Here is a 19238-nt window from a genome sequence, read left to right as displayed (position 1 = left end):
TTTTATTTTTTGTAGGCTAACCATATAGAGGCTCTTCTACTTCTCATTCAAAAAATTCTACTTCCCTTCCGCCACATTCTACTTTCAACTCAAAGATTTCCACTTTCCACGCCTCGTGTTCTACTTTCCACCCCCAAACTTCTAATATCCCCGCCGCCCCACTACAAAACAAAAAACAGCCACTAACTCCCTCAGAAGTAGTGACTGTTAAGCCTAAAAAATTATTTCTTAATCCATCCCATCGCCATTGCACCTTCACCTAGATGTGTGCCGATGACCGGACCGAAGTAGCTTAGTGTGAAATCGACTGTTGGGTAAGCCGCTTCCAGAGACTTCATCCATTCACGTGCTTCGTCTTCACAATTGGCGTGAATCACTGTTGCTTGAAGAGCGCCGTGTTTTTCGACTGCTGAAGCGAGTTGCTCTTCTACTCGGCGTAATGCTTTTTTGCGTGTACGAATTTTTTCGAATGGCACGATGACTTTGTTCTTGAATGTTAAAATCGGTTTTACTTGAAGTAATCCGCCGATTAATGCTGCTGCTGCTGATAAGCGACCGCCGCGCTGCAGATGCTGTAGATCGTCTACAATAATATAATCATCCATTGTATTTTTCAGATCGTTCAAGTGCGCCATTATTCGCTCGCCTGAAGCGCCTTCCGATGCTAGTTTAGCAGCTTCTTTTACATAGAAACCTTGCAAGTAGGCGGCAACTTCCGAATCAAATGCGTGAACGTTTACGCCTTCCACCATTGCGCCCGCTTGGACAGCACCTTGGAAAGTTCCGCTGATTCCGCTTGATAAGTGAATCGTTACAATTTCATCATAATTTTTTCCTAAAGTTTCAAAAAGCTCGACAAATTTTCCGACAGACGGTTGCGTTGTTTTCGGAAACTCTGCTGCACCGCGCACTCGATCGTAAAATTCTGAAGCTGTAATATCGATTTCTTCATCGTAAAATGTTCCTTCAATGTTAACACTTAGAGGAATCATATGGACATTGTACGAATTTCGTTCTTCAAGTGTTAAATAGGCTGTACTATCTGTAACAATTGCTGTTTTCATCGCTCTCCCACTCTCCTATGTTCACTAGTTTACATGAACTCACTATAATTGTGAACGGTAATTTGCCTTTCTTATAGGGAACTCCGCACTTTCACGCCTTTATTGCTATATGAAAAAACATCTTGGCATCAATTTATGCAAGATGTTTTTACTATATATTATAGAAGTTAAGTTTTTATTCACTGCCGATATAATAGATGCTCGAAACTTTCCAACCGTCTTCCTTCTTCAATACCGTTACTTGGCGGCCAACACCGGATAGTTCTGCACCTGTATCGATTTCTTTCGTTTCTGTTGTTAAATTGGAAAATACTTGGGCTTCATCACCACTATATTTTACAATCGTAATATCTTCAGCCGTGCGTTTCACATCATATTGATTAAACACGTCGGAAACCGCTTCGATATCTTCATCATAATTAAAACCTGTCGCATTTTTTGATATTATATTTTTATAACGTTCTAAATCTTTTTCATTAAAGGCTGCAATATATTCATTAAAAGCAGATATAATATTATTTTTTTCTGCTTCCGGGACATCTGCCTCTTCCTGAATTGAATCACCCATCATTTCAAACCCTACAGTACCTTCGTCGATCGTTTTCTGCAGATTTTCAGGTGAAGCTTCTTGTTTATCCCCGCAAGCTGCCAGTACAAAAACCGCAAGTAGAGCTACCAACCATTTTTTCATCATTTTACAACCTCCCGCAAAACATTTTAGCACACAATATTGGAAAAACCCATCTCGTACAAATTAGCATGTGATGATGTTTTTTCTTATACAAATATCATTAAAGACCGATAATTTCCTTATCAACATAAAATTCGATATTCGAATTATTTGCTATCGCCTTCAAAACATTAGGACGAAACTTGTTCACAGATGTTTCATAGAATACACGGCTAAAACTATTTATTAATCGGTAATATTATGTAAAAATAAAAACAAGGATACGAAAATCGAATCCTTGTTTTAACATTTAATATGTAATTAACGTACTTCTACCCAGCCGTTTTTGATTGCTGTTACTACTGCTTGTGTACGGTCATTAACATTCATTTTTTGTAAGATACTTGATACATGGTTTTTAACCGTTTTTTCCGAGATGAATAATGTCTCCCCGATTGTACGGTTTGATTGGCCATCTGTTAATAATTGCAGCACTTCACATTCACGCTTCGTTAATAAGTGGAATGGACGGCGAATTTCTGTTTGATGGAAATTACCTTTGTTTTCGTGCTCTGATAGACGACGGAATTCCGCAACTAAATTTTTCGTTACTTTCGGGTGCAGGTAAGAACCACCGTTAGAAACAACTTTGATCGCTTCAACGATTTCATCGGCATCCATTTCTTTCAGCATATAGCCAAGTGCACCTGATTTTAATGCATGTGTTACATATGATTCATCATCATGAATCGATAAAACCATTACTTTTGCATCCGGATGTACAGCAATTAAATCAGCTGTCGCCTCTACACCGTTTCTGCCCGGCATATTAATATCCATTAATACAACATCCGGTTCGTTTTGTTCATATAAGTTTACGATATCTGTGCCGTCATCACCTTCAGCAACAACCTCGAATGTGTCTTCAAAATCTAAAATACGTTTTACCCCTTCACGGAATAATTGGTGATCGTCTACAATAATAATTTTTGTCATTTTGAAACCCCCTGGAATTCTGCTATCTTATCTCTTCATCTTTTGTCGGCAATGGAATTTTCATTAAAATAGTTGTTCCTTTACCGATGCTGCTGCTAATTTTCAAAGAACCTTTCAGCAGATCAATTCTTTCTTTCATCCCTATAATACCGAAAGATCCTTCACGAACGCTTTCTGTATCAAATCCAACTCCGTTATCTTTTACTACAACATTAATTTCGTCACATAACCATTCAAGTTTAACAATAATCAGGTTTGGTTTTCCGTGTTTCAATGCATTGTTTACACTTTCCTGCACTAAACGGAAAACAGCCACCTCATAATCTGAAGGGATTCTGCGCTCGTTATTATATGAAAGGAACTGAATCTCAACACCCGGATTATATTCCATAATCGTAGATAAATACTTTTTCAATGTCGGATCAATACCTAGGTCATCGAGTGCCATTGGACGTAAATCATAAATAATGCGGCGTACTTCGGATAAGGCGTTGCGAACGCTTATTTTCAAGTCATGAATTTCTTTTAAAGCGGCGTCGGCTCCCTTTTCTCGGAAAGTGCGGTCAATTAAATTAGAACGCATCAGCACATTCGCCATCATTTGTGCAGGCCCATCATGAATTTCACGCGATAAACGCTTTCGTTCTTCTTCCTGGGCTGCGATAATACGTATACCAAAATCCTGTTTGATCTTCGCCTGTTCAAGTGCTGCCCCGACATTTTTCAGATCGGTCGTCAAAAAGTTAATAACAACATTCACTTGGTTCACGATATGATCCGCTCTTTCAATCGTATCATAAAGTGTGCGCAGGCGTCTTTCCAAATCGTCACGCTTATCTCTTAGTTGCTTTTCACGCTCTCGGCAAAGAGAAACCTTTAATTGTAAATTACTTGTATTTTCATAAGCTGCACGTATTTGCTCTTCTGAATGATTATTGAAACTTTTACTTACAACGACTAATCGCTGTCTAGATAATTGAAGCAACTTTTCCAAGTTATCACTTTCATCTATTATAATCTTTATTTCATGACGCACAACTTCCAGCTCTTGTTGCATTTCTTCAAAGTTTCTGCGGCTTTGTTCGCTTATAATAAATACATCATCTTTCGAACTTGTAATAGTTTCCAACATTCGATTAAATATTACATCAAGCGAGGCGATGTCTATTTGATTGTTTTCTAGCACTTTTTCCCCACCTTACTTAGTCAGAATGCGAACTACTCTATCTTTTTACTTTGCAACCTACTAATATAGTACATACATATTATATCATTAGTAAATCATTTTTTAAGTTAAATTATAACCACAAATTTGAAATCAAATTGTAATATTAAGGAGAATCGATAATGAGAAATAACTACATTACAGTAAAAGGTTACGGAGAATCAGAAATCATCATATCCAAATCACGTTTTTTAACTTATGTAGAACGCGTTGAGACAGAAGAAGAGGCGATTCTCTTTATTGATAAAATAAAAAAGATGCATGCATCGGCAACCCATAACTGCTCCTGCTATATGATCGGGGAGCATGATCAGATCCAAAAAGCGAATGATGACGGGGAACCAAGCGGTACTGCAGGCGTCCCTATGTTAGAAGTACTTAAAAAACAAGGTTTAAAAGATACGGTTGTTGTCGTCACTCGCTATTTCGGCGGGATTAAACTTGGCGGTGGCGGTTTGATCCGCGCCTATAGTAAAGCAACAACAGAAGGTATTACAGCTGCTCAAGTTGTTGAGCGAAAACTGCATTATTTAATGAAAATCGGGATTGATTATGTGTGGTTAGGGAAATTAGAAAATGAGATACGCGGTTCCCACTACCCTCTTCATGATATTCAGTATGCTGAAAATGTAGAAATTTATGTACACGTTTTAAAAGAGGAAGAGCAAACTTTTATTGACTGGATCACTGAGCTGACAAACGGCCAGGCGGTCATTACAAATGAAGACGCGCTTTTTATCGAATTTCCGAAGTAATCGTGTCGAAATATTTGTCATGAGAAAGCACGATATCGTTACTTTACGACAAAAGTAGATTGTAGTATATTAGATAAGATTACAAAGTAGCTATAATATACCAGTTAATATAGTAACCTATCCCTAACCTAGAGGAGAATCTTTATGAAAACAAGGCAAAATAAAAAGAAAGGCTCATCGAAATTCAGATTGTTTCTTAAAGTTTCGATGCTTCTGACTCTTTCGCTCGTAATTTGTGCAACAGCATACGGTGTCTATTTGACGAAGCAAGCCGAACATGCTGCAGACAGTGCATATGAAGTAATCGAGAACCGAGAAATGTCGGACCAGCGAGAAGTAAAAGTTGAGCCTGCCCAAGATAATGTTTCTATTTTAATTTTAGGTGTCGATGATAGTGAAAAGCGCGATCAAGGTGCAGACAATTCCCGCACAGATGCCCTTTTGCTTGCCACTTTAAACAATAAAACAAAAACAGTTAAACTAGTAAGTATTCCACGTGATTCATATGTTTACATCCCTCATATCGGATATAACGATAAAATCAATCATGCGCATGCGCGCGGTGGAACACTTGCTTCAATTGAAACTGTAGAAGAATTATTTGATATTCCAATTGACTATTATTTACGTGTAAACTTTAATGCTTTCATCGATATTGTCGATGCATTAGGCGGCATTGAAGCAGAAGTTCCTTACGCAATGCTTGAAAAAGACGAGTTCGACCGCAATACTGTCAACTTGCAGCCAGGATTGCAAACATTGGGTGGCCGTGAAGCATTGGCCCTTGCCCGTACACGTAAACAGGACAATGATATTGAACGCGGTAAACGCCAACAGGAAATCATTCAGGCAATCGCAACTAAAGCAGCATCATTTACATCCATCTCAAAATACGATGATATTTTATCTGCTGTAGGAAACAATATGAAGACAGATATGACGTTCACTGAAATGAAATCTTTCTTCAGCTATTTAACAAACGGCATGCCTCGAATTGACACATTGACGTTGGAAGGCTATGACGACATGTCAACAGGTGTTTACTATTACAAACTTGATGAAGAAGCGCTTGCAGAAACAAGCCATATCTTAAAAAGTCATTTAGGACTTACTCCGGAATCGACAAATATTTCTGGCACAAGTTCTCAATCAAATTCAGCTTATACAACAAGAACAGATACAGATACACAATAAGATGAGCCAACCTCCGCGAGTGATGCGGAGGTTGGTTTTTTATTTGGGGTTTCTACCTATAATAAACGGGTGTTCTACTTTACCCCAGGAATTTGCTAATAAAATTGTGGGGTCTACTTTTTCGAGGATCCGTTCTACATTTGCATAGGAAGCTTCTACTTTTGCTTCTGAACTTTCTACCTTCTCTACATTCCGGTCCAGTTTTCCCCGGGAATTTGCTAATAAATTTACGAGTTCTACTTCTTCGGATATTCGTTCTACATTTCCATGAGAAGCTTCTACTTTTGCTTCTGAACTTTCTACTTTCACTTCATTCCGGTCCACTTTCCCCGCTAATCTGCTAATAAATTCTCCCGTTCTACTTTTTAGCCGGCCCGTTCCACATTTCTACGTACAGTTTCCACTTTAGCTTCTGAACTTTCTACTTTCACTTCATACCTTTTCAATTTAACCGCCAAACTTTCTACTTTCCACCTAAAATCAGCCAAAAACTCCCCAAAAATAAAAAAACAAGCAAACAGCACTAAGCCATTTACTTGTTTCGATCTTTTCACTTATTAAATATTCTTACGAGGTTGAGCAGCGGTTTATAGTTTTTGCCGGCAAGGCCGATAATTTCTACGAACAGCTCAATTGCTACTAATATAACAGCAATGAGTAAAATTGCGCCCCACACTTTTGCCATCGAGAAGATGACAGCAGCGAGACCGAACATTGCAGCCATCGCATAAATAATCGTCACGGTTTGACGATGTGAGAATCCTAAATCCAATAAACGGTGGTGTAAATGCGATTTATCCGGATCTGACCACTTTTTACCGCTACGCAAACGACGCACGATTGCGAAGAATGTATCGGAAATCGGAACTCCTAACATAATAACCGGGATAACGAACGAAATAACCGCTACGTTCTTAAATCCTAAAAGTGCGAGCACTGATATCATAAATCCTAAAAACAGTGCACCTGTGTCCCCCATGAAAATTTTCGCAGGGTGGAAGTTGAAAAACAGGAAACCGATTGTTGCAGCAGCCAAAATTGCAGCCATTGCGATAACAATACCATTCCCCATGATCATTGCCATTACAGCTAATGTCATTAAAGCAATTGTTGATACACCCGCAGCTAGTCCATCAAGACCATCGATTAAGTTAATTGCATTTGTAATACCTACAATCCAAATAATTGTGAACGGAATTCCTAACCAGCCGAATTCCAGTTCCCCACCAAACGGTAAGTTAATATTGTCAATTTGAATACCGCCGACAAATACAACAATACAGGCAGCGATCACTTGGCCAAGCAATTTAGCTTTAGCGGAAATTTCACGCATATCATCGACGATACCTGTTGCTACGATAATTGTCGCGGCAATTAAAATCGCGTATAAGTAGTCACTTTCGAAGTTCGTGACAAATTTTAAAAGTAATATCCCGATCATAAACGCACCAAAAATTGCTAAACCGCCTAATCGTGGCATAATGCGAGCATGCACTTTACGATAGTTCGGGGCATCTACAGCTCCAAGGCGAAAAGCCAATCGCTTCACAAGCGGAGTTAGTATAATTGCAGCAATAAAAGCTACGATTAAAGACACGTAAATCATGTCTCTCCTCCTTAATTTTTGTAGTATTAAGCATTACAATAAATCGCCTTTTGGAGATTCATTAAAAACTCTACATTTTTATTCACCATAAGTATAGCATGAACAAAACATAAAATATAGCTTAATTTCCTTCCACTATTTATTCACCTCACATAAATTTTACATCTATCATTCTTCTAGTATATTTCAAACCTATCAAATAATTATTAATATAATAGAAAGCTCATCCAATTTATTTATATTGTTCCTATGAATTCCCTTTTGGTCAGTAGTCTTTTTGTGCATTATTTGATAAAATAACGGAGTGTCTACTATATTAAAGTAGCCAATTTCAAAGGAGAGTAAAATAATGTTCTCAATTTTCAAACGTAATAAAGAGCAAACAAGTGCTCGAGAGCTAAAAAGATACTACAAAACGGTAGAGCAAATTAATAGCCTCGAAGCAACATATAGTCCCATGTCTGACGAAGAACTTCGAAATATGACATTTACATTTAAAGAGCGTTTAGAAAACGGAACTCAGCTAGTTGATATTATTCCTGATGCATTCGCTGTTGTCCGTGAAGCTTCTAAACGCGTATTAAACATGCGCCACTTTGATGTGCAGTTAATCGGCGGTCTAGTACTGACTGAAGGTAATATTGCCGAAATGCCGACTGGTGAAGGTAAAACACTTGTTGCCTCACTTCCTTCTTACGTTCGTGCATTGGAAGGTAAAGGTGTACACGTTATTACGGTAAACGATTACCTTGCAAAACGTGACTTCGAATTAATCGGTCAAATCCACCGTTTCCTTGGGTTAACAGTTGGATTGAATGTTCCAATGATGGAACCTGCAGATAAAAAGGAAGCGTACAATGCTGATATTACATACGGTGTTGGAACGGAATTCGGTTTCGACTATTTACGTGATAATATGGCACATACAATTGGTGATAAAGTTCAGCGACCATATCACTTTGCGATTATCGATGAAGTGGATTCTGTCTTAATTGACGAAGCGAAAACACCGTTAATCATTGCTGGTAAAATGGGTGCAAACGAAGAACTGCACCGTATTGCTGCAATGCTTGCGAAGCGTTTCAAAGCTGAAGAAGATTATGATTTCGACGATGAAACAAAAGCAACTTCATTAACAGATCAAGGTATTGAGAAAGTTGAAGCGGCATTCGGTGTCGACAACTTATACGATTTGGAACATCAAACGTTGTACCATTACGTAATTCAGGCCGTGCGTGCACACGTGATGTTTGAGCGTGATGTTGATTACATCGTTCGTGATGACAAAATCGAATTGGTCGATATGTTTACAGGCCGCATTATGGAAGGTCGTTCACTTTCTGATGGCTTACACCAGGCGATTGAAGCGAAAGAAGGCGTAACAATCACCGAGGAAAACAAAGCACAGGCACAAGTTACAATTCAAAACTATTTCCGTATGTATCCGACATTATCAGGGATGACAGGTACTGCGAAAACTCAGGAAAAAGAAATTTTAGAAGTTTACGGTATGCGTGTTATTCAAATACCCACAAACCGTCCACGTCGACGTCTGGATCAGCCGGATATCGTATTCGAACACATCGAGCAAAAATACGAATATGTGGCACAGGAAGCAGTGCGCCGTCATGAAAAAGGACAGCCGGTATTAATCGGGACAACTTCTATTTTACAATCAGAAACAGTAGCAAGTTACTTGAAAAAGCATGGCTTACAATTCCAATTATTAAATGCGAAAACAGTCGAGCAAGAGGTTGAATTAATCTCGGAAGCCGGACAAAAAAATCGTATAACTGTCGCAACAAACATGGCTGGACGTGGTACAGATATCGTCTTAGGCGAAGGCGTTGAAGATCTTGGCGGTTTATTTGTAATCGGTACTGAAAAGCACGAAAGTCGTCGTGTCGATAACCAGTTACGCGGACGTTCAGGTCGTCAAGGTGACGTAGGTGAAACTCGATTCATCCTTTCGATTGAAGACGATATGTTCAAGCGTTTCGCAAAAGATGATGTAGAGAAATTCCGCAAGAAAATGACAACTGACGAAATCGGTCTTATTCAAAACAAAGAAGTGTCAGAGCTGATTGAACGTACACAACGTATCGTTGAAGGCGCTCATTTCTCTATGCGTGAATATAATTTAAAACTGGACGATGTTATTAATGAGCAGCGTCGTATTGTCTATGATTTACGTGACAGAGTCTTGAAAAATGAAGATATTATCCCTCTATTAATTCGAATGATGTATGAAACAGTGGACTTTGCTGTTCGTGAAAATGCACCTGAGGATAAAGATGTTGCTGAGTGGGACTTCGATAAAATGGAGAAAACCGTCAATTCCTTATTTATGGAACCAATCTTAGTAAATCGTGATGAAACAAAGGTCAAAAATTTACTGGATGCAATGGATCCTCCAGTTAAGCAATTAAAAGTGGTAATCGAAAGCTTTGAGGAAAATGACCAAATTATGGCAGTTATTCCAAAGGTAATGCTAAGTTTCATCGACCATATGTGGGTAAAACATTTAGAACAAATGGCTCATTTAAAAGAAGGAATCGGTTTACGTCATTATCAGCAAGAAGATCCTATGCGTATTTATCAACGTGAAGGATTAGAACTATTCGGAAAGAACTACCAAGAACTTCGCCGCACAATTGTAGAAGAACTTGTAACATTTATGAAAAACATTACGTTAAATGTGGAGGAATAGCATATGGGTTTATTTGATTTATTTAAAAAAGGTGACAAAGTAGGGAAAGACAGTGCTGTAGATTCATCATCTGTTGTAAAAACATCTGGTGAAACTTCTAAAAAAGGTGCTGACCGTGATGTCATTACAAAATTGTCATTCCATCCAGAATGGGATGTTCCACAAGAGCAAAAGTATGTATTTAACTTCCTGGCAAATGATTTAGCACCATTAAAGCCAAATCAATTATCATTGGCAGCAATTAATATCGAACCATCACTGGCAAACGGTTCTTGGAATGTAAAGGCATTTCTCCGCTCATCATTATCTGAAGCTATTGAATTAGGCGAAATCGAATTATTAATTTTGGATAAAGATGATAACCGCATTGCTTCACATTACTTTGATTTTAAGGAACTTGGTGTCATTCCGGCAGAAAGTGCACGTCCTTGGATTTTTACCTTCCCTGCTTCTTCAATTACAGCAGACGAAGTACCTGAAGAAGGTTGGAAAATTTCATTCAACTTACTTTCATTACGCGGTCACCAATTAGACTTGGATGAAACATGGAAAAAGCAATTACCAGAAGATCAACAAGAAAAATTAGCAGAAATCGTGAAAAGCTTACCGAAATTAGGAAAAACAGAAGTAAACTTTACAGGGTTGCAAGCTAAGATGAATAATGATGGCAGCTTACACGCATCTATTTTCATCCGTAACGGTCATGATAAAGCCATTAACCTGGAACAGTTACCCCTTGAAATTATGGATGCACGCAATGTCGTAGTAGCAAAAGGTTCGTTTAAATTAGACCCTGTCTTATCAGTACAGCCTAATACGACTAAACCTTGGACATTTATCTTCCCTAAAGAATTAGTAACAGTTAAAGGTATTGACCTTTCTCGCTGGACAGCTCGCGTTCCACAATAGTTTTATATGAAAAATCAGCATTCGAAAGTCATTACTAGCTTCCGGTTGCTGTTTTTTTGTTTGAGGCAATCGTTTCTATCCGTGGTTAGCTTTTATTTGCCGATTTTTTGGGAAAAGTAGAAAGTAAAACGCCGATTCTTTATTCGCTATTCTGTCTTGAAATGTAGAATGTTTCGGATCTAATGTGGAAACTTTCACTGCCAATGTAGAACGGTTCACTTGGAATGTAGAAAGTTCCGCATAGAAAGTAGAACATCGACTTTTTATTCACCATTTAATTAGTAAATGTAGAACGTTCCAAGCCAAATGTGGAAAATTTCAGCACTAATGTAGAATAAAGCGCTCATAATGTGGATGGCGTCGAAACTTATGTAGAACATTTTTCTCAAAAAGTAGAACTCCCATACAACCTAGCTTCCCCTCTACAAAAATAGAAACCCAAACTATCATTCAGCCCCATACCCTTGCCCAAACTGCACTAAAAAATCCCCCACCCTATAAATGGTGAGAGATTGTAATTACGAATTTTGCAGTATGTAGTAGTGTGTATAAGCTATGTATTATTCTTCTTCTGGTGTGTTGTCTACATCTGAATCGTCTGCGTCTGCAACTAGGGCTTCTGCCGTTGAGAAGTTAGCGATGCGTTTAGCACCTACGTACTTTTTACCCCAGTAATATTTGTCGTTAATGCTTGTTTTAATAACACCCTTGCTTGTGGAAGCGTGGATGAATTTTCCTGAACCAATGTAAATCCCTACATGAGAGATGCGTTTGCCTGATGTGTTGAAAAATACTAAATCGCCTGGCTCAAGGTCACTTTTCTTAACTTTCGTACCTTGTGTATACATTTCTGAAGATGTGCGATTCAGTGATGTGATGCCTAGTTCTTTAAATACGTGACGTACATATCCTGAGCAGTCAAAGCCTTTTGCTGATGTGCCGCCGTATGAATAGCGAACTCCTAAATACTTTGAAGAGACTTCTTTTAACTCATCAATTGAGTAAGCTGATTCTGCAGAAGCTTCCTTTTCATTCACCGGTGCGAAGAAAATTACGAAGGCAGCTGCCAAAGTTAGTACGGTATTGCGTATTAATTTCAAGTAATCCATCGTGTTCCTCCAACCAATCAATAAATTTTCTGAAAACTTAACTGATATTAGGTTAACACGAGATTATATTTAATAACATTACATTTATGTAACAACAAAGTTACATTTACCCGCTTTCAAATAACTTCAAACATTGCCAAAGAACCTATTTTAAATAGGGATTTTAAACTATCGACCAAACAATTACCGTTATTAATTGTAATATTAACTAATATTTATAGCCTTCCTTGTAATATTTGTAACATTATCACGAATTTATGTAACAAAAAAGAACTAATAAGCGGATTTTTAACGACACTTATTAGTTCTTCAATATTTTATTTTAAATTATTAATGCGTTTATATGCGACAAAGCGCTCCGACCAATACTTTTCCCCAATATTTGAAATTGTAATCCCTTTTGAGCCAGCATGGATAAATTCATTGTTTCCTAAATAGATGCCCATATGGGAAATCGTAGGGATAAATGTATTTTTGAAAAATACTAAATCTCCCGGTACTGGTTGCGTTACTTTCGTCGTATCTTGCTCGAAATACATGAGACTGCTTTTACGATCCATTGGGACACCAACAGAATTAAATATATAGTTTACAAAGCCGCTGCAGTCAAATCCATCTATTGTCGTTCCGCCATATTTATAAGGAGTACCTAATACTGCGTTAGCCGCTTGGATAGCTTGTCCATAAAGGCTCTCTGTTTGTTGCGAAACTTTCCCTGGCAGTGCAACTTCCTTCTTTAACTGTTTTTCAATCTCTTCGTCAGCTGTTTGATTAAAATTAATTTCTGCTTCTACTGTTTTTGCAGAAGGAGCTTCAACAGCTAAGTCTTTCGTCGACTGCTGGCTAATTGTCAATTTTTGGCCAACTTTAATTGCATCAGTTTTCAAATTGTTCAACTGTTTAATACTCGCTACCGATATACTATACTTTTTAGCGATCTTTGTTAAATTATCCCCTTTAATAACAGTATGGGAAACTGCATTTTGCGGGCTTTCGACTTTTTCCTCAACAACTGAAACAGCTGTCGTTTTGGTCGTCGCTGTCGTTTTAGTTGCAACCGGTAATTTACTCACTGCACTTACTGCACTTTTTGCTGGCGCAATAACAAGTTTTTGTGCGATAAAAATGCGATCTTGAGATAGTTTGTTCCATTGTTTAAGCTGATTGATCGTCGTGTTGTGGGCTTTCGCAATTTTTGTTAACGTATCGCCATGTTTCACCGTATAGGTGGATGCTTGGGCATCTGGTGCGATGAATAGTGCAAGTGAAAACGTTGCACCTGTCAGCACTACCTTCCATTTATTATTCAATATGAAAACTCCCCCCATTTAAATGAAACTATTTTTTACTCTATTTTACTTAATTTTCAATAGAGTATACAACCCTCTTTTTATGAGAAAATTTTTCAGATAGTTATATCTATTCCCTAATATTATACTCACATATTAATATCATGTAATAGAAATTCAATAACATTTCATAGGTAGTGGTTTAGCGATAATTGTTTTCTGAAAATATGCTTGTATTTTAATAATTTTATGATAGAATTAATTTTTGTTAAAAGATTTAAATTTTTAGAAAACTTTGTATTTTCAAATTAAAGGAGTTTATCAACATGAATAGCAAGTCAAGTTTTTTTCGTGAGAATATCGCGGTAGGTTTTATGTTATTTGCATTATTTCTAGGTGCAGGTAATATCATATTCCCACCACAGTTAGGTCAAATGGCTGGGGAAAATATTGTAATATCCATGATCGGATTTTTAATAACAGGAGTCGGTTTGCCTCTACTAGGTATTATTGCCGTTGCAAAGAACGGCGGAGACCTGGAAATATTGGCTGGCCGCATTAATCCATATTTCGGTATAATTTTCACTTCGATTATTTACTTGTCGATCGGACCATTCTTTGCAATTCCGCGTACTGGCGCTGTATCTTATTCAATCGGTGTGGAACCGTTTTTAACAGAAGCAATGAAAGGTAGCTGGATTCCATTATTCATTACAACGCTTATCTTTTTCGGAATTACATTCTACTTAGCTTATAACCCGACAAAAATCGTTGACCGTGTCGGAAAAATTTTAACACCTGCTCTTTTAATCGTTATTTGTTTACTTGCGATTAAAGCCGTTATTACTCCGTTAGGTGAACCTGGTGAAGCACAGGGTCCATATATTAATAACGCTTTTGGTGAATCGTTCATTCAAGGGTACTTAACGATGGATGTACTCGCATCATTGGTTTTCGGAATTGTTATCGTTCAATCATTAGTTGCACGTGGCGTAACTGATAGAGTAAAACAAGTTAAAATTACAATTTTCGCAGGGATTGTCGCTGCAATTGGTTTAGCATTTGTTTATGTATCATTAGGTTATATTGGGGTAACAAGTACATCGGCTATCGGCTTCCATGAAGATGGCGGTACAATTATCTCTTTAGCAGCACAGCAACTATATGGACAAGCAGGTAAGATTATTTTATCTGCCGTTATCATTTTAGCTTGTTTAACAACATCTGTAGGTCTCTTATCTGCAAACGCAACATTTTTCCATAAGATTTTCCCGAAAGTTTCTTACCAAGTATACTTAGTAATTTTTGCGCTATTCAGCTTCGGTGTTTCAAACTTTGGATTATCGGATTTAATTAATCTATCATTGCCTGTTTTAGTTGCAATTTATCCGTTCGCAATCGTGCTTATGATTTTTGCACTATTCGGAAATTTATTCAACCACGCACCGAGCGTATATGGTATGGCTTTAATTTTCACAGGTATTGTTGCAATCTATGACGGAATCAAAACTGCCGGCTTTGAAATTGCAGCATACGATAAATTTTTATCAGTCTTCCCGTTTTATGAGCAAGGCATCGCATGGGTTGTACCTGCATTAGTCGGTGGTGTCATCGGCTACATCATGTATTTAGCAAAACGGAAGTAAGTTTAATTACTTTAAAGAGGGTATGTTACAAGTGTAAAAACTTGTAATATACCCTCTTTTATTGACTAAAAATAGCTTAAAATATTTTTTATCCTTACCATAAATTTGGGAAGCTTTCATGATAAAATATGGTAATATCCCTATCATGGCATTACGCATTACATTATAGAAAAATAAAATTGATGAGGTGGACTCATGCTAAAAAAACATTTATCAGCAATGCTGTTTTTCATCATGTGCCTGGCTGTTCCTTTGACGGTACTAGGTGCTCCTTTAGATGAAGCAAAACAGATTGTTAAGGAAAACTATGTAGGGAATGTTAACGGTGACATCAACCGGGCCACAAGCCTCGAGCAACTGGCAGAAATGCTTGATCCGTATTCGGCTTACTTTACGTCGGAAGAATTCGATGAGTTTATTAATGGTGTGGACCTTACTACTGTAGGTATCGGTGTGGTCATCGAAAAGGTAGAAAGCGGTATTCAAATTTCCGAGCTGATCGATGGGGGCAGTGCAAAAAATGCAGGCTTAAAAGTTGGCGATATCATAACAGAGATTGATGGAAAACCGGTTGCAGGGCTGACAATCGACCAGGCTTCTACCCGTATAAAAGGAGCAGCAAATACAACGGTTTCTATAACGGTTTTACGTGAAGATGGTACAATATTAACGAAAAAATTAACACGTAAAGCTTTCTCATTGCCTAATGTGGAAACAAAGCTTTTATACGGTAATACGGGCTACATTTCGTTGAATTCATTTTCAAACGACACGGCAAGCCTCGTATCAAAAGCCATTCGTGATTTGAAAAATCAAGGGGCAAAATCTTTTATTTTCGATTTACAAAATAACGGAGGCGGCTATGTAACAGCAGCAGAACAGCTTATCGGTATGTTCCCGAACGCCACCTATGCCTACAAGCTGAAGGAAACTTCGGGGACATCTATTGTACGTTCGATGAAGCAATCGACAACATTCCCTGAAAATACGAAAATGCTAGTAAATAGATATAGTGCAAGTTCATCGGAAATGACTGCAGCAGCCCTTGCTGATCAAAAAGCAGTTACGCTATACGGGGAAACAACTTATGGTAAAGGTTCCATGCAGGCATTTTATGAGCTTGAAGATGGAAGTTTTCTAAAATTAACAGTTGGTCATTTTTATGGTCCAAACGGCACGAAAATAAATGAAGTTGGGGTTAAACCTCATATTAAAACAGTAAGTGAACCGCTCTTTAAAGCACATTACGATACAATCGCTTCAAACTTAAAAAACTATAAAGAACTTGCTGCATTAAAGAATGTTCCATTAAACAAAACATTTACAATCAAGTTTTCTGCTAAACTGGCGAAAGAGCTTGCTTCTTCTTCCGTTGAACTAGTCGAGCTAGGTGCGGATACTGTCAAAACAACGTACAAATTATCGGGTCAACAGCTAGTTGTTACCCCTTCAAAAGAGTTAACGGCCGGTAAAGAATATGCCCTTATCATTCATCCTAAAGTAAAAAACGAAAAAGACAAAAATTTAAAAGCCGGTGTTTATTTACATGTAACAACAAAACAGTAAACATAAATGAGACGATTTGCACAATGGCAATCGTCTCATTTCAATTTTATGAATGTACTAAACTTAGTTCCGTTGCAAAGTAAATCATGCAAATCTCTTTTGCTAACTGTTCCGGATTAGATTTATTCGTCAGTAAATTTGTCAATGTTAGTCGTTCCACCGAACCAACGAGACTTTCTGCCAGAATATTAGCATCCACCAGCTTGACAACGTTAGAATCTTTTAATTGCGTGTTTAATATATGTATTAATTTCGAAACGAGCATTTCCTTTACTGCTGTTGATTGCTCTGCTTCATAAAAACCGATCTTCGTTAAGTTAGGATTTTCGATAAAATAATTGAATATATGTGTTAAACTTCCCTGAATTAGATCGATTCCAAATTTCCCGTCATTTATGTCATTTGCTGAACTAGAAAAAATATCAGTTAATTCATTGTGGAATTTCTCATTTAGATCGTTAAATAATGTTTCTTTACTTTGAAAGTATAAATAAAATGTCGGTTGTGTTAAATTTGCCGACTTCACAATATCACTGATTTTTGTTTGATGATAACCATATGTAGAAAATAGCTCAATTGCTTTTTCCAATAATAACTTTTTACTTTTTTCACCGCATGAATTTACTCGTCGTCCTCTTGCCATACTTCTCCACCCTTATCTCTATTTTAGATGTTTAGTAAATTATATATTAAATTCCAATTATTCCACTTATGATTATATAGTAAAGTTTTTTTAAAATAAAGTTTTCTGTCATATAACTAACATTTCTTATTAATATCAGAAACCAATTGACATAACTTAGCAATTATTATAAAAACATTCCCGTTAAATTGTCCCGTTATAAGGATAATGGACATAAGCGAAAAGGGAAAATTTCTCTTATTAATAATATGCTTAAATAGTATGTACTAAAAAAGGCGTATCCTATTAAATTCAAGGATACGCGCTAAATCATGTTATTTTTTTCGTAAAATCTTTCCTTTTACTTTACCTGTAATTTGCTGCAGCTCATCCATTTTGAAAACAAACAACAATACAAGATAACTGATCGATGCAACTATAAATGTAACAATTACATGAATCCATTTCTGATCAATTACAATCCATTGTGCAATCGCCCAGTTAATTGCAACAAAAATTAATCCAATAATAACTAACTTAAATAGCTGACCAACATTTTTGTCCAAAAGTTTTAACTGATATTTACTTTGCAGCACAATGACAAGCAACAGGAAGTTTACAATGGCACTGATCAATGTTCCTAAGGCAACCGCATTTGCACCCATTCCATCGATTGTCGCCATTACGACCGCTATATTTACACCGAAGACCGTTAAAATACTGAAAATCATCGGTAATACGGAATTGCCCTTTGCATAGTAGAAACGCGTAATATACGTGTTCGCGGCAAGGAAGAACATCGTTGTACTGAATACTTGCAGCAATGGCGCTGTAATCGCTGTTGATTCGGCATTGAATTCTTTATATTCAAAGACGATACGAATAACACCTTCTGCCTGGAAGTAGAAGAACACCGAAATAGGCAATACGAGTAAATATAATAAACGCATCCCGCGAACATAAAGTTGTTTTACCGACTCTGTGTCCCCTTCCCCCTCTTTTTTACTGAGTAACGGGAAAATAACGGTCGTTACAGCAGTCATTAAAATTGCCTGCGGGAACTGGGACATTTTTGTCGCGTAGTTCATCGCTGACGGAACACCGGCTTCCAGCATATTTGTGAAAAATCGCTGAATTAAAATATAAAGCTGTGCAGTCGCACCGCCAAGCATAATCGGCAACGCAACTCTCCATAACATTTTCTGATCTTCAGCCTGTTTAAAGTTCGGCTTGAAAGACATTTCTTTCACATTCCGAACCCCGAATACAAGGAACAAGAACATACAAATTGCCCCGACTAATGCCCCGATCCCCATTCCAATCGGTCCCATCGTAATAGACAATATTACCGAGACTATTAAAAATGATCCGTTATAAATAAGCACCGAAAATGCGGATAAATGGTACCGGCCCTGGACATTTAAAATACCGCTCATCCAAGTCGATAAAACTAGCATAATCGTCGAAGGCATCATCCAGTAATATAGCGAGCGCAGCATTTCATATTCCGCCTGATCCTCAACTTGAAAAAATTTCATTAATATCGGATCAGCCAACGCCATAAATAAAATGACAATGAGCGTAATCGAAACAACAATTGTTGTAAACGTTCGCTGTATATATTCAGTGATACTCGATGATGTCTTATGGTAAATGGATATAAACGCCGTCGTAAACGCTCCGCCAATGACTAAATATAAAAAGTTTGGAATTGTATAAGCATTAATAATACTATCTGAATATACAGTTGTACCAAATTCAATCCCGATATATGTTTCACGGGCAAAGCCGACCAGACGCGCTAAAATATTAATAACCGCGACGGCCCCTATTATTTTTAAAATTCCTTTCAACGCTTATCACAATCCTTTAATTAC

17 protein-coding genes are annotated in these 19238 nt (G+C 37.5%); 6 read left to right on the top strand and 11 right to left on the bottom strand.

What is annotated here, in order from left to right; translation table 11 throughout:
• Nucleotides 1-221 precede the first annotated feature (221 nt).
• From AC6CH1_RS01190 to AC6CH1_RS01175, 4 genes are all read right to left on the bottom strand, one after another.
• The gene (locus AC6CH1_RS01190; protein WP_498316129.1) at nucleotides 222-1064 is read right to left on the bottom strand and encodes a DegV family protein; all 843 of its coding nucleotides are present in this window, start codon (nucleotides 1062-1064) and stop codon (nucleotides 222-224) included.
• Between the two features lie 175 nt (nucleotides 1065-1239).
• Nucleotides 1240-1758 carry a nuclear transport factor 2 family protein gene (locus tag AC6CH1_RS01185; RefSeq protein WP_498316127.1) on the bottom strand — a complete coding sequence of 173 codons (519 nt, stop codon included), beginning with the start codon at nucleotides 1756-1758 and terminating at the stop codon, nucleotides 1240-1242.
• A gap of 297 nt (nucleotides 1759-2055) precedes the next feature.
• Complete coding sequence (locus AC6CH1_RS01180) at nucleotides 2056-2730, bottom strand: response regulator (RefSeq protein WP_427711275.1); 675 nt, start codon at nucleotides 2728-2730, stop codon at nucleotides 2056-2058.
• Between the two features lie 22 nt (nucleotides 2731-2752).
• Nucleotides 2753-3916, bottom strand: coding sequence for a sensor histidine kinase (locus AC6CH1_RS01175; protein ID WP_427711277.1), 1164 nt, complete (start codon nucleotides 3914-3916; stop codon nucleotides 2753-2755).
• Nucleotides 3917-4077: 161 nt separating this feature from the next.
• Between AC6CH1_RS01175 and AC6CH1_RS01170 the strand changes: the two genes are divergently transcribed.
• Together AC6CH1_RS01170 and AC6CH1_RS01165 are read left to right on the top strand one after the other, a co-directional pair.
• The gene (locus AC6CH1_RS01170; RefSeq protein ID WP_251689782.1) at nucleotides 4078-4710 is read left to right on the top strand and encodes a YigZ family protein; all 633 of its coding nucleotides are present in this window, start codon (nucleotides 4078-4080) and stop codon (nucleotides 4708-4710) included.
• A 144-nt stretch (nucleotides 4711-4854) separates the two neighbouring features.
• Nucleotides 4855-5904 carry an LCP family protein gene (locus AC6CH1_RS01165; protein WP_498316124.1) on the top strand — a complete coding sequence of 350 codons (1050 nt, stop codon included), beginning with the start codon at nucleotides 4855-4857 and terminating at the stop codon, nucleotides 5902-5904.
• A 39-nt stretch (nucleotides 5905-5943) separates the two neighbouring features.
• Here AC6CH1_RS01165 and AC6CH1_RS01160 read toward each other — a convergent pair whose 3' ends face one another.
• The 3 genes from AC6CH1_RS01160 to AC6CH1_RS01150 are packed head-to-tail and all read right to left on the bottom strand — an operon-like array spanning nucleotide 5944 to nucleotide 7510.
• Nucleotides 5944-6213, bottom strand: coding sequence for a hypothetical protein (locus tag AC6CH1_RS01160; RefSeq protein ID WP_498316122.1), 270 nt, complete (start codon nucleotides 6211-6213; stop codon nucleotides 5944-5946).
• Between the two features lie 56 nt (nucleotides 6214-6269).
• Nucleotides 6270-6458 carry a hypothetical protein gene (locus AC6CH1_RS01155; RefSeq protein ID WP_498316121.1) on the bottom strand — a complete coding sequence of 63 codons (189 nt, stop codon included), beginning with the start codon at nucleotides 6456-6458 and terminating at the stop codon, nucleotides 6270-6272.
• On the bottom strand, nucleotides 6455-7510 hold the full coding sequence (locus tag AC6CH1_RS01150) for a glycosyltransferase family 4 protein (protein WP_251689785.1): 1056 nt from the start codon (nucleotides 7508-7510) through the stop codon (nucleotides 6455-6457). Before AC6CH1_RS01150 ends, AC6CH1_RS01155 begins: the two co-directional genes overlap by 4 nt.
• A gap of 349 nt (nucleotides 7511-7859) precedes the next feature.
• On the opposite strand from AC6CH1_RS01150, the gene secA2 reads away from it, so the two are divergent.
• Together secA2 and AC6CH1_RS01140 are read left to right on the top strand one after the other, a co-directional pair.
• A complete protein-coding gene (gene secA2, locus AC6CH1_RS01145; protein WP_498316119.1) occupies nucleotides 7860-10220 on the top strand; it encodes an accessory Sec system translocase SecA2 in 2361 nt (786 codons plus the stop codon).
• A 3-nt stretch (nucleotides 10221-10223) separates the two neighbouring features.
• Entirely contained in the window at nucleotides 10224-11129 is a 906-nt protein-coding gene (locus tag AC6CH1_RS01140; protein ID WP_498316117.1) for an accessory Sec system S-layer assembly protein, read from the top strand.
• A gap of 560 nt (nucleotides 11130-11689) precedes the next feature.
• Here AC6CH1_RS01140 and AC6CH1_RS01135 read toward each other — a convergent pair.
• Complete coding sequence (locus AC6CH1_RS01135) at nucleotides 11690-12238, bottom strand: C40 family peptidase (RefSeq protein WP_251689788.1); 549 nt, start codon at nucleotides 12236-12238, stop codon at nucleotides 11690-11692.
• A gap of 317 nt (nucleotides 12239-12555) precedes the next feature.
• Nucleotides 12556-13548, bottom strand: a complete 993-nt coding sequence (locus AC6CH1_RS01130) for a C40 family peptidase (RefSeq protein WP_498316115.1) — start codon at nucleotides 13546-13548, stop codon at nucleotides 12556-12558.
• A 305-nt stretch (nucleotides 13549-13853) separates the two neighbouring features.
• Between AC6CH1_RS01130 and brnQ the strand changes: the two genes are divergently transcribed.
• Both brnQ and AC6CH1_RS01120 read left to right on the top strand, forming a co-directional pair.
• Nucleotides 13854-15173 carry a branched-chain amino acid transport system II carrier protein gene (gene brnQ / locus AC6CH1_RS01125; RefSeq protein WP_498316113.1) on the top strand — a complete coding sequence of 440 codons (1320 nt, stop codon included), beginning with the start codon at nucleotides 13854-13856 and terminating at the stop codon, nucleotides 15171-15173.
• Between the two features lie 195 nt (nucleotides 15174-15368).
• Entirely contained in the window at nucleotides 15369-16739 is a 1371-nt protein-coding gene (locus AC6CH1_RS01120) for a S41 family peptidase (RefSeq protein ID WP_498316111.1), read from the top strand.
• 46 nt (nucleotides 16740-16785) lie between these two features.
• On the opposite strand, the gene AC6CH1_RS01115 is transcribed toward AC6CH1_RS01120, so the two are convergent.
• Nucleotides 16786-17382, bottom strand: coding sequence for a TetR/AcrR family transcriptional regulator (locus AC6CH1_RS01115; protein ID WP_498316109.1), 597 nt, complete (start codon nucleotides 17380-17382; stop codon nucleotides 16786-16788).
• A 314-nt stretch (nucleotides 17383-17696) separates the two neighbouring features.
• Nucleotides 17697-19214 (bottom strand): murein biosynthesis integral membrane protein MurJ, encoded by a 1518-nt coding sequence (gene murJ / locus AC6CH1_RS01110; protein ID WP_498316107.1) that lies wholly within the window; start codon nucleotides 19212-19214, stop codon nucleotides 17697-17699.
• Between the last annotated feature and the right edge of the window lie 24 nt (nucleotides 19215-19238).

Source organism: Solibacillus sp. GQ1 (assembly GCF_059758555.1).
Note: the sequence above shows the minus strand (reverse complement) of the source record. Positions and strands in the feature narration are given on the sequence as shown.

Bases quoted from the DNA above. Each gene is read 5' to 3' on its own strand.
- AC6CH1_RS01190 (WP_498316129.1), bottom strand. From the start codon at position 1,064: ATGAAAACAGCAATTGTTACAGATAGTACAGCCTATTTAACACTTGAA.
- AC6CH1_RS01185 (WP_498316127.1), bottom strand. From the start codon at position 1,758: ATGATGAAAAAATGGTTGGTAGCTCTACTTGCGGTTTTTGTACTGGCA.
- AC6CH1_RS01180 (WP_427711275.1), bottom strand. From the start codon at position 2,730: ATGACAAAAATTATTATTGTAGACGATCACCAATTATTCCGTGAAGGG.
- AC6CH1_RS01170 (WP_251689782.1), top strand. From the start codon at position 4,078: ATGAGAAATAACTACATTACAGTAAAAGGTTACGGAGAATCAGAAATC.
- AC6CH1_RS01165 (WP_498316124.1), top strand. From the start codon at position 4,855: ATGAAAACAAGGCAAAATAAAAAGAAAGGCTCATCGAAATTCAGATTG.
- AC6CH1_RS01150 (WP_251689785.1), bottom strand. From the start codon at position 7,510: ATGATTTACGTGTCTTTAATCGTAGCTTTTATTGCTGCAATTATACTA.
- secA2 (WP_498316119.1), top strand. From the start codon at position 7,860: ATGTTCTCAATTTTCAAACGTAATAAAGAGCAAACAAGTGCTCGAGAG.
- AC6CH1_RS01140 (WP_498316117.1), top strand. From the start codon at position 10,224: ATGGGTTTATTTGATTTATTTAAAAAAGGTGACAAAGTAGGGAAAGAC.
- AC6CH1_RS01135 (WP_251689788.1), bottom strand. From the start codon at position 12,238: ATGGATTACTTGAAATTAATACGCAATACCGTACTAACTTTGGCAGCT.
- brnQ (WP_498316113.1), top strand. From the start codon at position 13,854: ATGAATAGCAAGTCAAGTTTTTTTCGTGAGAATATCGCGGTAGGTTTT.
- AC6CH1_RS01120 (WP_498316111.1), top strand. From the start codon at position 15,369: ATGCTAAAAAAACATTTATCAGCAATGCTGTTTTTCATCATGTGCCTG.
- AC6CH1_RS01115 (WP_498316109.1), bottom strand. From the start codon at position 17,382: ATGGCAAGAGGACGACGAGTAAATTCATGCGGTGAAAAAAGTAAAAAG.